Source organism: Pseudomonas sp. FGI182, from assembly GCF_000511325.1.
GTDB classification, from domain to species: domain Bacteria; phylum Pseudomonadota; class Gammaproteobacteria; order Pseudomonadales; family Pseudomonadaceae; genus Aquipseudomonas; species Aquipseudomonas putida_Z.
Genome location: NZ_CP007012.1, coordinates 1,888,727 through 1,903,469 on the forward strand (window position 1 = coordinate 1,888,727; position 14,743 = coordinate 1,903,469).

Below are 14,743 nucleotides of genomic sequence, written 5' to 3' on the forward strand. Positions count from 1 at the left end.
ATGAAAAGGGCAGCTTGCGAGCTGCCCTTTTTTCTACTTGCAGATGACGATCATGCTGCGGCTGGTGTAACCCGCCGGGTTGATGCCGAACAAGTAGTCACCGGGTTCTTCATCGCTATCGCCCGAGCGTGCAATGACCCGGTAGCCGCGCGTGCTGCAGGAGCTTGCGGCCTTGCTGTAGCAGTTGTCCCACGAGGAAGACAGGCCGGAGCAATTGATATGCAGGCCTTTCTTGCCCCTTTTGACCTCAGTCTTGGCCGTGGCGGCACATCCAGCAATAGCCAAGATGGCCAGGATGAGCAAAATACGTTTCATTCCTGTCCTTAAATGCAGGGCTGATAGCTGTATGGCCCTGTCGTTATCGCTTTGGTTCTTCCTGAAATTTCCCCAGCGTCCGTGTTCGGTCCAGTAGATAGCGTAAAGATGATGATTCTGTGACAGCTTAATCAGCGAGACGGGTCGCTACAATCACTAATCCTGTCTCAAATGAAAATATTTCTCATATCAGTCTGCTGCGACGGCCGGGCTGGGTTCCTTGCGCATGGACAGGGTGGTGCCAACCGACGCGGTAATGATCGCCAGGATGGCCAGCCACTGGGTAATCGTCAGGACCTCGCCCAGGAACAGCAGGCCGGACAGTGCGCCGAAGGCTGGTTCGATGCTCATGAGGGTGCCGAAGGTGCGTGCCGGGATGCGCGTGAGGGCAACCATTTCCAGGCTGTAGGGCAGGGCGGTGGACAGCACCGCAACGCCCAGGGCCATGGGGATCACGGCGGGTGTGAGCAAAGCGCTGCCGGCGTGGGCGATACCGATGGGGGCAACGAACAGCGCGGCGACCACAACGCCCAGTGCGGCACTCTGGATGCCATGCTCGGCCCCGGCCCGCTGCCCGAACAGAATGTACAGTGCCCAGCATACGCCCGCGCCCAGGGCATAGGCTGCGCCAACCGGGTCGAGGGCCTGCCCGCCATGGCCGGCCGGCAACAACAGCAGCAGGCCGACGATGGCCAGCGCAATCCACAGGAAGTCGATCGGCCGGCGCGAGGAGAAGATCGCCACGGCCAGCGGGCCGGTGAACTCCAGTGCCACGGCGATGCCGATCGGTACCGTTTGCAGGGCCATATAGAAGAGGAAGTTCATGCCGCCCAGCGCCATGCCGTAGATGATGACGTTGCGCAGGGCGTTGCGGGTCATGCGCACCCGCCACGGGCGCAGGATCAGTAGCATGATGATGCTGGCAAAGATCAGGCGCAGGGTGGTGGTGCCTTGGGCGCCGATGAGGGGGAACATGCTTTTGGCCAGGGAGGCACCGGACTGTATCGATGCCATGGCGATGAGCAGCAGGCCGATCGGGAAGAGGGTGGCGGCCAGGCTGCGGGGCTGGGTGTTCATTTCTGTGCAGCGATCCTTGAGCGAGGTGGGGGTGAGCAATATAGTGCGCAATTATGAGGATGGGGGGCAAGGTGCATGGCGTTGTATTTTCGGTGCCTGTGAGATCGGGCGCCGCCCGCGCGGCGCTTCGCGGGACAAGCCCGCTTGTGTCTTGATGGGGGATTAGAATTTGGAGTGAGAGCGGTGAATGGCAAGCTGAATGCCGTAGGTGCCTTGAGCACGTGTGGGAGCAAAAGCTGCCATTCACCGTTCCACTTTGGCGAGAGCCCGAACAGTTGGATGCGGCTCTGATCTCGAATCACAAGCGTGGGCCAAGCCAAAGTCCTCTCACTGTGTTGAGTTTAGGAGGTTTTGGTGATGGCTTCCTTCTTGGGTATCGATGTTTCCAGTCTCTCCCTTGATGCTGCGGTGCGGCCACAGGGCATCAAAATGCATTTAAGCAATGATCCAACAGGGTTTGAGGCGCTACTGGAGAGCCTTCGCAAGCTCAGTATCAAGCGCGTCCTGTTAGAGGCGACGGGTGGCTACGAGCGAGATGTCATGTGTTTTCTACAGGACGCTGGCTACAAGGTCATACGCGTCAATCCCAGGCGAGCCAGGTCATTCGCTGACTCTTTAGGCATCAAGGCCAAGACTGACGCCATCGACGCCGAGGTTCTGGCGCACTATGCCGAAGTCATTCCAGATCAACCCTCTCTGCGAGTCAGCCCCGAACGAGCGCTTCTGCGAGAGTTGCTTCAGCAACGTGATCGGATGGTTCAACAGCGAGATGACGACCTGCGGCGCCTGAAGCAGGTGCAATCGACTGCAGTTGCTAACTACCTGAATGCCAACCTGAAACACTTCAAGGCGCAGATCAAACGGGTTGAGTGTGAGATCGAACAGCAAATCGCGATGCTGAACGACGAACGGGTTGCCCAGCTGATCAAAGTGAAAGGCATTGGGATGGTGACAGCGGGCAAACTAATAGCGCTGCTGCCGGAGCTAGGTCGGGTTGAGTCCAGAGAAATTGCCTCCCTGGTTGGGGTGGCGCCCTTCAACCACGACAGCGGGAAATTCATGGGCAAGCGCTCTATCTCTGGCGGGCGATTTGCGGTCAGGCGATCGCTGTACATGGCATGCCTTGTGGCGATGAAATACAACCCAGCACTCAAGGCTCGTTATCAGTCACTGCGGGAGCGCGGAAAACTTCCCAAAGTCGCTATCGTGGCCTGCATGAGAACGTTCATCGTGCGGTTAAATGCCATGCTCAGAACGGGTACATCATGGCTCGATCTAGTGCTACCGCAGCCTGAAGGTACAACGTAAATCCAGAACGCAGCGTGAGCCGCCTGGAAGCGGGCTTGCCCGCGAAGCCAACACCGTGGTGGATGGCACGGGCTTCGCCCGTGTTCGCGGGCAAGCCCGCTCCCACAGGGATCGCGCCAGCTTTTTGAAATTGAGCAAGACAGTTGCTCCCACATTTGTTGCAACGTGGCCATGCCTGCGGGAGAGGCGTTGCCCGCTTTGGCGGAGTGTTTGAGACCGGCGAGGCGGCGGTAGCGCCAGCCGGGAAACCGCGTCAAGGCAACCAGGCTGACAACCATGGCCTGACAGGTTCGGCACGTTGCAACAAATGTGGGAGCGGGCTTGTCCCGCGAAGCGCCGCGCGGGCGGCGCTCGATCTCACAGGCGCTGCAAGGCTTGCGGCGAGCACCTGGCGGCCCTGACGCGGTCTTTTTCAAAAAAACCTAAATTATTGAAATTAAAGGTTGACCTCCTGAAACGCCGCCCTATAATGCGCACCACTCCAACGCGGTAGCGAAGCAAAGCCAGCCACCCTGTTGAGTCAAGTGTTTGAAGCTAAACGAGTTTCTCGCAAAAAACTTCAAAATAAACGCTTGACAGCAAATGAGGAAAGCGTAGAATGCGCGCCTCGGTTGAGACGAAAAGCTCTTAACCAAACGCTCTTTAACAAATCGAATCAAGCAATTCGTGTGGGTGCTTGTGAGTACGGACTGATAGTCACAAAGATTATCAGCATCACAAGTGACCATGCGAGAAATCACATAGTCATTTGAGATTGCTGAGCCAAGTTTAGGGTTTCTTAAAAACCCAAGCAGTATTGAACTGAAGAGTTTGATCATGGCTCAGATTGAACGCTGGCGGCAGGCCTAACACATGCAAGTCGAGCGGATGACGGGAGCTTGCTCCTTGATTCAGCGGCGGACGGGTGAGTAATGCCTAGGAATCTGCCTGGTAGTGGGGGACAACGTTTCGAAAGGAACGCTAATACCGCATACGTCCTACGGGAGAAAGCAGGGGACCTTCGGGCCTTGCGCTATCAGATGAGCCTAGGTCGGATTAGCTAGTTGGTGGGGTAATGGCTCACCAAGGCGACGATCCGTAACTGGTCTGAGAGGATGATCAGTCACACTGGAACTGAGACACGGTCCAGACTCCTACGGGAGGCAGCAGTGGGGAATATTGGACAATGGGCGAAAGCCTGATCCAGCCATGCCGCGTGTGTGAAGAAGGTCTTCGGATTGTAAAGCACTTTAAGTTGGGAGGAAGGGCAGTAAGCTAATACCTTGCTGTTTTGACGTTACCGACAGAATAAGCACCGGCTAACTCTGTGCCAGCAGCCGCGGTAATACAGAGGGTGCAAGCGTTAATCGGAATTACTGGGCGTAAAGCGCGCGTAGGTGGTTCGTTAAGTTGGATGTGAAAGCCCCGGGCTCAACCTGGGAACTGCATCCAAAACTGGCGAGCTAGAGTACGGTAGAGGGTGGTGGAATTTCCTGTGTAGCGGTGAAATGCGTAGATATAGGAAGGAACACCAGTGGCGAAGGCGACCACCTGGACTGATACTGACACTGAGGTGCGAAAGCGTGGGGAGCAAACAGGATTAGATACCCTGGTAGTCCACGCCGTAAACGATGTCAACTAGCCGTTGGAATCCTTGAGATTTTAGTGGCGCAGCTAACGCATTAAGTTGACCGCCTGGGGAGTACGGCCGCAAGGTTAAAACTCAAATGAATTGACGGGGGCCCGCACAAGCGGTGGAGCATGTGGTTTAATTCGAAGCAACGCGAAGAACCTTACCAGGCCTTGACATGCAGAGAACTTTCCAGAGATGGATTGGTGCCTTCGGGAGCTCTGACACAGGTGCTGCATGGCTGTCGTCAGCTCGTGTCGTGAGATGTTGGGTTAAGTCCCGTAACGAGCGCAACCCTTGTCCTTAGTTACCAGCACGTTATGGTGGGCACTCTAAGGAGACTGCCGGTGACAAGCCGGAGGAAGGTGGGGATGACGTCAAGTCATCATGGCCCTTACGGCCTGGGCTACACACGTGCTACAATGGTCGGTACAGAGGGTTGCCAAGCCGCGAGGTGGAGCTAATCTCACAAAACCGATCGTAGTCCGGATCGCAGTCTGCAACTCGACTGCGTGAAGTGGGAATCGCTAGTAATCGCGAATCAGAATGTCGCGGTGAATACGTTCCCGGGCCTTGTACACACCGCCCGTCACACCATGGGAGTGGGTTGCACCAGAAGTAGCTAGTCTAACCTTCGGGAGGACGGTTACCACGGTGTGATTCATGACTGGGGTGAAGTCGTAACAAGGTAGCCGTAGGGGAACCTGCGGCTGGATCACCTCCTTAATCGACGACATCAGCCTGCTGATGAGCTCCCACACGAATTGCTTGATTCATTGTAAAAGACGATGCTGTAACGCGACCCTGTTATAGGTCTGTAGCTCAGTTGGTTAGAGCGCACCCCTGATAAGGGTGAGGTCGGCAGTTCAAATCTGCCCAGACCTACCATTACATGGTTCAGCCGTAGAATACGGGGCCATAGCTCAGCTGGGAGAGCGCCTGCCTTGCACGCAGGAGGTCAGCGGTTCGATCCCGCTTGGCTCCACCACTTTCGCCGTACGCAGTAGCTTGTCAGAACTTAGAAATGAACATTCAGTTCGAATGTTGATTTCTGACTTTTGTCAGATCGTTCTTTAAAAATTCGGATATGTGATAGATATAGACTGATGACCAGTTTCACTGCTGGAAATCAGGCTAAGGTAAAATTTGTGAGTTCTGCTCGAAAGAGCAACATGCGAATTTTCGGCGAATGTCGTCTTCACAGTATAACCAGATTGCTTGGGGTTATATGGTCAAGTGAAGAAGCGCATACGGTGGATGCCTTGGCAGTCAGAGGCGATGAAAGACGTGGTAGCCTGCGATAAGCTTTGGGGAGTCGGCAAACAGACTGTGATCCAGAGATCTCTGAATGGGGGAACCCACTCAGCACAAGCTGAGTATCTTGTACTGAATACATAGGTGCAAGAGGCGAACCAGGGGAACTGAAACATCTAAGTACCCTGAGGAAAAGAAATCAACCGAGATTCCCTTAGTAGTGGCGAGCGAACGGGGACCAGCCCTTAAGTTGATTTGAGATTAGTGGAACGCTCTGGAAAGTGCGGCCATAGTGGGTGATAGCCCCGTACACGAAAATCTCTTGTCAATGAAATCGAGTAGGACGGAGCACGAGAAACTTTGTCTGAATATGGGGGGACCATCCTCCAAGGCTAAATACTACTGACTGACCGATAGTGAACCAGTACCGTGAGGGAAAGGCGAAAAGAACCCCGGAGAGGGGAGTGAAATAGAACCTGAAACCGTATGCGTACAAGCAGTGGGAGCCTACTTTGTTAGGTGACTGCGTACCTTTTGTATAATGGGTCAGCGACTTATATTCAGTGGCGAGCTTAACCGAATAGGGGAGGCGTAGCGAAAGCGAGTCTTAATAGGGCGTTTAGTCGCTGGGTATAGACCCGAAACCGGGCGATCTATCCATGGGCAGGTTGAAGGTTAGGTAACACTGACTGGAGGACCGAACCGACTACCGTTGAAAAGTTAGCGGATGACCTGTGGATCGGAGTGAAAGGCTAATCAAGCTCGGAGATAGCTGGTTCTCCTCGAAAGCTATTTAGGTAGCGCCTCATGTATCACTCCAGGGGGTAGAGCACTGTTTCGGCTAGGGGGTCATCCCGACTTACCAAACCGATGCAAACTCCGAATACCTGGAAGTGCCGAGCATGGGAGACACACGGCGGGTGCTAACGTCCGTCGTGAAAAGGGAAACAACCCAGACCGTCAGCTAAGGTCCCAAAGTCATGGTTAAGTGGGAAACGATGTGGGAAGGCTTAGACAGCTAGGAGGTTGGCTTAGAAGCAGCCACCCTTTAAAGAAAGCGTAATAGCTCACTAGTCGAGTCGGCCTGCGCGGAAGATGTAACGGGGCTCAAACCATGCACCGAAGCTACGGGTGTCATCTTTGATGACGCGGTAGAGGAGCGTTCTGTAAGCCTGTGAAGGTGAGTTGAGAAGCTTGCTGGAGGTATCAGAAGTGCGAATGCTGACATGAGTAACGACAATGCGAGTGAAAAACTCGCACGCCGAAAGACCAAGGTTTCCTGCGCAACGTTAATCGACGCAGGGTTAGTCGGTCCCTAAGGCGAGGCTGAAAAGCGTAGTCGATGGAAAACAGGTTAATATTCCTGTACTTCCAGTTATTGCGATGGAGGGACGGAGAAGGTTAGGCCAGCCTGGCGTTGGTTGTCCAGGTTTAAGGTGGTAGGCTGAAATCTTAGGCAAATCCGGGATTTCAAGGCCGAGAGCTGATGACGAGTTGCCGTTAGGCGACGAAGTGGTTGATACCATGCTTCCAAGAAAAGCTCCTAAGCTTCAGATAACTGGGAACCGTACCCCAAACCGACACAGGTGGTTAGGTAGAGAATACCAAGGCGCTTGAGAGAACTCGGGTGAAGGAACTAGGCAAAATGGCACCGTAACTTCGGGAGAAGGTGCGCCGGCGAGGGTGAAGGACTTGCTCCGTAAGCCCATGCCGGTCGAAGATACCAGGCCGCTGCGACTGTTTATTAAAAACACAGCACTCTGCAAACACGAAAGTGGACGTATAGGGTGTGACGCCTGCCCGGTGCCGGAAGGTTAATTGATGGGGTTAGCGCAAGCGAAGCTCTTGATCGAAGCCCCGGTAAACGGCGGCCGTAACTATAACGGTCCTAAGGTAGCGAAATTCCTTGTCGGGTAAGTTCCGACCTGCACGAATGGCGTAACGATGGCGGCGCTGTCTCCACCCGAGACTCAGTGAAATTGAAATCGCTGTGAAGATGCAGTGTATCCGCGGCTAGACGGAAAGACCCCGTGAACCTTTACTATAGCTTTGCACTGGACTTTGAATTTGCTTGTGTAGGATAGGTGGGAGGCTTTGAAGTGGGGACGCCAGTTCTCATGGAGCCATCCTTGAAATACCACCCTGGCAACTTTGAGGTTCTAACTCAGGTCCGTTATCCGGATCGAGGACAGTGTATGGTGGGTAGTTTGACTGGGGCGGTCTCCTCCCAAAGAGTAACGGAGGAGTACGAAGGTGCGCTCAGACCGGTCGGAAATCGGTCGTAGAGTATAAAGGCAAAAGCGCGCTTGACTGCGAGACAAACACGTCGAGCAGGTACGAAAGTAGGTCTTAGTGATCCGGTGGTTCTGTATGGAAGGGCCATCGCTCAACGGATAAAAGGTACTCCGGGGATAACAGGCTGATACCGCCCAAGAGTTCATATCGACGGCGGTGTTTGGCACCTCGATGTCGGCTCATCACATCCTGGGGCTGAAGCCGGTCCCAAGGGTATGGCTGTTCGCCATTTAAAGTGGTACGCGAGCTGGGTTTAGAACGTCGTGAGACAGTTCGGTCCCTATCTGCCGTGGACGTTTGAGATTTGAGAGGGGCTGCTCCTAGTACGAGAGGACCGGAGTGGACGAACCTCTGGTGTTCCGGTTGTCACGCCAGTGGCATTGCCGGGTAGCTATGTTCGGAAGAGATAACCGCTGAAAGCATCTAAGCGGGAAACTTGCCTCAAGATGAGATCTCACTGGGATCTTGAATCCCCTGAAGGGCCGTCGAAGACTACGACGTTGATAGGTTGGGTGTGTAAGCGCTGTGAGGCGTTGAGCTAACCAATACTAATTGCCCGTGAGGCTTGACCATATAACACCCAAGCAATTTGCGCACGAAAGCCAAATTGTGGTGGTGAAGACGAAAGAACCGAAAGTTCGCAACATCACAAATATCGCATATCCGAATTCGCTGGGCTGTCCATCTGGACATTCTGGCAACAGAATTTCTTGACGACCATAGAGCATTGGAACCACCTGATCCCATCCCGAACTCAGCAGTGAAACGATGCATCGCCGATGGTAGTGTGGGGTTTCCCCATGTGAGAGTAGGTCATCGTCAAGATTCATTTCGCAAAACCCCTATCTGCGCATGCAGGTAGGGGTTTTGTCTTTGTGGTGCAAAAATTCCCGGCATACGCAGCCCCTGTGGGAGCGGCCTTGTGTCGCGAAAGGGCCGCAAAGCGGCCCCAGGATTGATGCGCAACAGTTGAAATTGCTGGGGCTGCTTTGCAGCCCTTTCGCGACACAAGGCCGCTCCCACAGGGGATCGCGCCAACTTTTAGAATTTGAGCAAGACAGTTGCTCCCACAGGGCCCCGCGTAGCTCCGAAAAGCAATCATGAAATGTGCGTCATTTATGCCTGACGAGTTACAGGTCAATGCTACGCTCGCGGAAATACTCAGCACGGATACCCATCATGGAAATGAACTGGCACCAGGCCCTGCAAGAGAGCCTGAGCTGGCTGGCAATCGCCTCGTTCATCACCCTTGTCTGCTTCACGGCAGCCGCCACACTGGCCGTACGTTGTACGCGCTGGGGCAGCCAGTTCTGGCAGCTTGCCGGGCCTTATTTCAGTTTCAGGCGCAGTTGGCGGCCGTTACTGGTGTTCGCCCTGCTGCTGGTATTGACGCTATTCTCGGTGCGCCTGAACGTGCTGTTCTCGTTCTGGTACAACGGCTTCTACAGCGCCTTGCAAGGCCTTGATCAAGCCGCCTTCTGGTACCTGCTCGGCGTCTTCGCGGTATTGGCCACCATCCATGTGCTGCGTTCGCTGTTCACCTTCTATGTAAGCCAGGCGTTCAGCATCCAGTGGCGGGTCTGGCTGACCGAGCGCCTGACCCACGACTGGATGCACGGCGATGCCTACTACCGTGGCCAGTTCCTTGCCGAGCCGGTGGACAACCCTGACCAGCGTATCGAACTGGACGTCAACGCCTTTGTCAGCAACTCGGTGACCCTCGCCCTGGGCGCGGTCAGCGCGCTGGTTTCGCTGGTGGCATTCACCGGCATCCTCTGGGGGCTGTCGGCGCCGCTGGCCGTCGCTGGTGTGGAGATTCCCCGGGCGATGGTGTTTGCCGTGTACCTGTATGTCATCGTCGCCACATGGATCGCCTTCCGCCTCGGGCGACCGCTGATCCGCCTGAACTTCCTCAACGAAAAGCTCACCGCCAACTTCCGTTACGCGCTGATGCGACTGCGCGAGAACGCCGAGAACATTGCTTTCTACCAGGGTGCGCAGGTCGAGCGGGGCACCTTGCTGGGCCGCTTTGGTGCCTTGATCGTGAATGCCTGGGCGCTGGTGTTCCGAAACCTGAAATTCAGTGGTTTCAACCTGGGCGTGAGCCAGGTAGCAGTGGTGTTCCCGTTCATTCTGCAGGCACCGCGCTTCTTCAGCGGGGCGATCAAGCTGGGCGACGTCATGCAGACCTCCCAGGCCTTTGGCCAGGTGCAGGATTCGTTGTCATTCTTCCGCGAGTCGTATGATGCGTTTGCCCAGTACCGGGCTACCCTCGATCGTCTGACCGGCTTCCTCGATGCCAACGAGCAGGCGAGCGCTTTGCCGCGCGTCATCACCGAGGACCAGGAGCATGCCTTGGCGATCAGCCGCCTGCAGGTGCTGCGCCCGGACGGGCATGCCCTTATCGCCGACCTGAACCTTGACCTGCACGCCGGCCAGGCGCTGTTGATCAAGGGGCCGTCAGGCAGCGGCAAAACCACGTTGCTGCGTACGCTGGCGGGCCTCTGGCCGTATGCCGAGGGTGAGGTCAGGCGCCCGCTGGGCCACCAGGCGCTGTTCCTGTCGCAGCGGCCGTACCTGCCGCTGGGCGATCTGCGCGCCGTCATTGCCTACCCGGCGGCCAGCAGGCCTGAGGATGAAACGCGGATGCAGCAGGCCTTGCGCCAGGTCAACCTGGCCCACCTGGCCGAGCGACTGGACGTCAGCTGTGACTGGTCACACATTCTCTCGGTCGGTGAGCAGCAGCGCCTGGCATTTGCCCGGGTGCTGTTCAACCGGCCGCAGGTGGTGTTTCTCGACGAGTCCACTTCGGCCATGGACGAAGGGCTCGAGCATGCCCTGTATTCACTGTTGCGCACGGAAATGCCGGGAGCGTTGCTGGTCAGTGTCGGGCACCGCAGCACGCTGGCAGGTTTCCATACCCATCGGCTGGAGGTGGATGGGCATGGCGGCTGGTCGCTGCTGGAGCAGCAGCCAGCGCTGGCCTAGTGCGGCTTGCCGGTGATCGGGCCTGACCTGAGCAATGCGACCCCGGCCAGGGTGCTGCCGGCACACGCCGCGCCAAGCAGGAATGTCGCCTTGAAGCCGACCCCGTCCCACAGCAGCCCGGCCACCACGCTGGCCACCAGCAGCGCCACGCCGGTCAGCAGGTTGAACAGGCCGAAGGCTGTACCGCGCAGCTCCGCGGGGGCGCTGTCGGCGATCATGGCGGCAAAGATGCCTTGGCTGAAGCCCAGGTGCAGGCCCCAGGCAGCCACCCCCATGGCCAGCCCGGTCCAGCCCGGCAGCAGGGCCAGCAGCAGGTCGGCGGCGACCAGCAGCCCCAGCCCGGTCATCAGCACGCCGCGGCGGCCTACGCGGTCCGACAGCACCCCCGCGGGGTAGGCCGACAGCGAGTAGGCCAGGGCCATGAGCACCAGCACTGCCGGCGCCCACAGCGGCGCCAGGCCCATGTCCTGTGCGCGCAGCAGCAGAAACGCCTCGCTGAAGCGGGCGAGGGTAAACAGCGTGGCCAGGCCGATCAGCCGCCAGTAGGCCGGGCCCAGGCGGGCCAGCTCGTGCAGGGCCAGCGGTGAGCGCACCGGCCGGGTGGTGGCCGGCGTTTCAGGTTCGCGCACGAAGGCGATGAGGATGTACACCGCCACGAACGCCGGGAGCACCGCCACCCAGAACACCGTCTGGAAATGGCTCGCGGTCAGCCACATCAGCACGATTGCCAGCAACGGCCCAAGGAAGGCGCCCACGGTATCCAGCGCCTGGCGCAGGCCGAAGGCTGCACCGCGCAGTTCTGCGGGCGTAACGTCGGCCACCAGCGCATCGCGCGGCGCCCCACGAATGCCTTTGCCTACCCGGTCAACGAAGCGTGCTGCGGTCAACCACTCCAGCCCGGAGGCCATGGGGAACACCGGCTTGGTCAACGCACCCAGGCCATAGCCCAGCACCGTGAGCAGCTTGCGCTTGCCCAGCCGGTCGCTGAGGGCACCGGAAAACACCTTGGTGATCGAGGCGGTCGCCTCGGCGATGCCTTCGATAAAGCCCACCGCCACTACCGAGGTGCCGAGCACGGTGACCATGTACAGCGGCAGCAGTGCGTGAATCATTTCCGAGGAAATGTCCATGAACATCGACACGAACCCCAGCGCCCAGACACTGCGAGGGATCTTCGACAGGGACCTGGTGGCGTTCGTGGCGTGGCTTTCTTCTTGGCTGCGCATCAGGAGGCTCGGCAGAGAGGGCTACGTTCGAAACTGTAGGAGCCGTCACGCAGGATGCAAATCGGACAGGTGTATGCAAGCAACAGCGCGCATAGCCGGGCTGCGCCGGCAACGCTGTCGTGTCAGCAAAGTTCCGTTACAAACATGTAAACTTCGTAAATAAGATTTAAACTCATTTGCGAATCTCTATATTTACCATCCCTGTTGGCCACCAAACTGTGTTTGCGAGGCCGGTGGGCGAGGGCCCCCGGTTTCCGACAGGGATGTGCCGTTTCGCTCATGAATCGCAGGAGATGTACCCATGCAGTGCAAGACTTCACCCAACAGCCTGGCCCTGGCGTTCGTCGCGCTGGCGTCACCGGCCATGGTGGCCACCGTGGCCCAGGCCGAAGAACAGCGCACGGGTGAGGTGCTGGAGATGCCGGTTGCCGACAACGCGCTGGTGATTCAGGACACCCTGGTCACCGCCGAGCGCGAGGCACGCCAGGCCCTGGGTACGTCGATCATCACCGCCGAAGACATCAAGCGCCATCCGCCGGCCAATGACCTGTCCGACATCATCCGCCGCGAACCCGGGGTCAACCTGACCGGCAACAGCGCCAGCGGCGCGCGTGGCAACAACCGGCAGATCGACCTGCGCGGCATGGGCCCGGAAAATACCCTGATCCTCATCGACGGCAAGCCATCCAGCGCACGCAACGCCGTGCGCTATGGCTGGAACGGCGACCGCGATACCCGCGGCGAAACCAACTGGGTACCGGCAGAAGCGGTCGAGCGCATCGAGATCCTGCGTGGCCCGGCGGCCGCACGTTACGGTTCCGGCGCCATGGGCGGGGTGGTCAACATCATCACCAAGCGGCCCACCGACGAACTCAAGGGCAGCGTCAGCCTGTACACCCAGCTGCCGGAAGACAGCGCCGAGGGCGCCAGCCGCCGGGCCAACTTCAATTTGGGCGGCGGCCTGACCGACAACCTCGGCTTCCGCCTGTACGGCGGCCTGGCCAAGACCGATGCCGACGACCTGGACATCAATGCCGGGCATGCCACCAGTGCGCTGGTGGCCGGCCGCGAAGGCGTACGCAACAAGGACATCAATGGCCTGCTGAGCTGGAAGCTGAATGACGAGCACCGCCTCGAGGCCAGTGCCGGCTACAGCCGCCAGGGCAATATCTTTGCCGGCGACACCATGAACAGCAACGGCGGTGGTGACGTCGAGTTCGTGTCCAGCCTGTACGGCCACGAAACCAATGTGATGCAGCGCAGTACCTACGACCTGACCCACCTGGGCGATTTCACCTGGGGTACCAGCAAGACTGTGCTGGCCTACGAGTACGTGCGCAACTGGCGCCTCAACGAGGGCCTGGCAGGCCGCACCGAAGGTGCCCCCAATGCCGAAGGCGCCGCCATGTCGCGCCTGCGCAACACGCGCCTGAGCAGCGAAGTGAACCTGCCATTCGCCATGGGCAGCACCGAACATGTGCTGACCCTGGGCGGCGAGTACCTGTACGAAGCGCTCAATGACCAGGGCTCGCTGCGCCCGCAAAGCTCGGACCCTACCGGTAACGACGGGTTGGTCGGTTTCGACCGCAGCAGCTCGAAGATGACCGCCCGCAGCTATGCGCTGTTCGTCGAGGACAACATCATTGTCGGCGACACCACCATTACCCCGGGCCTGCGTTTCGACCACCACGAAACCTTCGGCGACAACTTCAGCCCCAGCTTGAACCTGTCGCACAAACTGACCGAAGCACTGTCGGTCAAAGGCGGTATCGCGCGCGCCTACAAGACCCCGAACCTGTACCAGTCCAACCCCAACTACCTGCTGTACAGCCGCGGCAATGGTTGCAGCGTGCAGCAGACCAACAACGGTGGCTGCTACCTGCAGGGCAACGCCGACCTCAAGCCCGAGATCAGCGTCAACAAGGAAATCGGCCTGATGTACGACCGTGGTACCTGGCGCACCAGTGCCACGTACTTTCGCAACGACTACAAGAACAAGATCGTCGGTGATACCGATGTGCTGTACACCATCGGCACCGGCAGCCGCGTGACCCAGTGGGACAACGCCGGCAAGGCGCGGGTGGAAGGTATCGAAGGCAACCTGTTCATCGAGCTGACGCCGGCCCTGGACTGGAACACCAACCTGACCTGGATGCTCGACAACGACAACCGCGAGACCGGCGAGCCGCTGTCGATAATCCCGGAATACACCGTCAACACCACCCTCGACTGGCGCGCCACCGAGAAGCTGTCGTTCCAGGTGGCGGGTACCTACTTCGGCAAGCAGAAGTCGCCGACCTTCAACGAACGCACCCAGCAAGGCTACGACAAGACCGCGCAACAGGACGTGGAAGCCTACGGCCTGGTGGACGTGAGCGCCGGGTACAAGTTCAACGCCAACTACGACGTGCGGGTGGGGGTGAACAACGTGTTCGACAAGCAGATCCTGCGTGGCGGCAACGCCAGTACTTCGGGCGCTAATTCCTATAACCAGCCGGGCAGGGCGGTGTTCGCTGCGCTGAACATCAACTTCTGATCCAAGGGGCCGCTGCGCGGCCCATTCGCCGGCAAGCCAGCTCCCACAGGGATCGCGCCAACTTTTAGAATTTGAGCAAGACAGTTGCTCCCACTGGTACCACACAGTATTCGAACCCTGTGCAATCCCTGTGGG

The 14,743-nt window shown here is 58.1% G+C and carries 6 protein-coding genes, 2 tRNA genes and 3 rRNA genes; 8 read left to right on the forward strand and 3 right to left on the reverse strand.

Features of this window, described 5'->3' with window-relative positions; all coding sequences use genetic code 11:
• Positions 1–33: 33 nt before the first annotated feature.
• Both C163_RS08455 and rhtA read right to left on the reverse strand, forming a co-directional pair.
• On the reverse strand, positions 34–315 hold the full coding sequence (locus C163_RS08455) for a hypothetical protein (protein ID WP_025338390.1): 282 nt from the start codon (positions 313–315) through the stop codon (positions 34–36).
• 189 nt (positions 316–504) lie between these two features.
• Positions 505–1,392, reverse strand: a complete 888-nt coding sequence (gene rhtA, locus C163_RS08460; RefSeq protein ID WP_025338391.1) for a threonine/homoserine exporter RhtA — start codon at positions 1,390–1,392, stop codon at positions 505–507.
• Between the two features lie 357 nt (positions 1,393–1,749).
• Here rhtA and C163_RS08465 point away from each other — a divergent pair, with 357 nt between their 5' ends.
• The 7 genes from C163_RS08465 (at position 1,750) to C163_RS08495 (ending at position 10,846) form a co-directional block, all read left to right on the forward strand.
• Positions 1,750–2,700, forward strand: a complete 951-nt coding sequence (locus C163_RS08465; protein WP_025337292.1) for an IS110 family transposase — start codon at positions 1,750–1,752, stop codon at positions 2,698–2,700.
• A gap of 798 nt (positions 2,701–3,498) precedes the next feature.
• A 16S ribosomal RNA gene (locus C163_RS08470) occupies positions 3,499–5,035 on the forward strand.
• 85 nt (positions 5,036–5,120) lie between these two features.
• Positions 5,121–5,197 (forward strand) — tRNA-Ile (locus C163_RS08475).
• A gap of 24 nt (positions 5,198–5,221) precedes the next feature.
• A tRNA-Ala gene (locus C163_RS08480) sits at positions 5,222–5,297 on the forward strand.
• 242 nt (positions 5,298–5,539) lie between these two features.
• A 23S ribosomal RNA gene (locus C163_RS08485) occupies positions 5,540–8,431 on the forward strand.
• A gap of 136 nt (positions 8,432–8,567) precedes the next feature.
• Positions 8,568–8,683: ribosomal RNA gene (rrf, locus tag C163_RS08490) — 5S ribosomal RNA — on the forward strand.
• The 16S, 23S and 5S rRNA genes sit together here with 2 tRNA genes alongside, the layout of an rRNA operon.
• Before the next feature lie 354 nt (positions 8,684–9,037).
• Complete coding sequence (locus C163_RS08495) at positions 9,038–10,846, forward strand: ABC transporter ATP-binding protein/permease (protein ID WP_025338392.1); 1,809 nt, start codon at positions 9,038–9,040, stop codon at positions 10,844–10,846.
• Here the strand turns inward: C163_RS08495 and C163_RS08500 are convergent.
• Positions 10,843–12,072: an MFS transporter gene (locus C163_RS08500; protein ID WP_025338393.1), complete on the reverse strand. Its 1,230-nt coding sequence runs from the start codon at positions 12,070–12,072 to the stop codon at positions 10,843–10,845. The genes C163_RS08495 and C163_RS08500 overlap by 4 nt on opposite strands.
• 301 nt (positions 12,073–12,373) lie before the next feature.
• On the opposite strand from C163_RS08500, the gene C163_RS08505 reads away from it, so the two are divergent.
• The gene (locus C163_RS08505) at positions 12,374–14,608 is read left to right on the forward strand and encodes a TonB-dependent siderophore receptor (RefSeq protein ID WP_025338394.1); all 2,235 of its coding nucleotides are present in this window, start codon (positions 12,374–12,376) and stop codon (positions 14,606–14,608) included.
• The last annotated feature ends 135 nt before the right edge of the window (positions 14,609–14,743 follow it).

Bases quoted from the DNA above. Each gene is read 5' to 3' on its own strand.
- C163_RS08455 (WP_025338390.1), bottom strand. From the start codon at position 315: ATGAAACGTATTTTGCTCATCCTGGCCATCTTGGCTATTGCTGGATGT.
- rhtA (WP_025338391.1), bottom strand. From the start codon at position 1,392: ATGAACACCCAGCCCCGCAGCCTGGCCGCCACCCTCTTCCCGATCGGC.
- C163_RS08465 (WP_025337292.1), top strand. From the start codon at position 1,750: ATGGCTTCCTTCTTGGGTATCGATGTTTCCAGTCTCTCCCTTGATGCT.
- C163_RS08495 (WP_025338392.1), top strand. From the start codon at position 9,038: ATGGAAATGAACTGGCACCAGGCCCTGCAAGAGAGCCTGAGCTGGCTG.
- C163_RS08500 (WP_025338393.1), bottom strand. From the start codon at position 12,072: ATGCGCAGCCAAGAAGAAAGCCACGCCACGAACGCCACCAGGTCCCTG.
- C163_RS08505 (WP_025338394.1), top strand. From the start codon at position 12,374: ATGCAGTGCAAGACTTCACCCAACAGCCTGGCCCTGGCGTTCGTCGCG.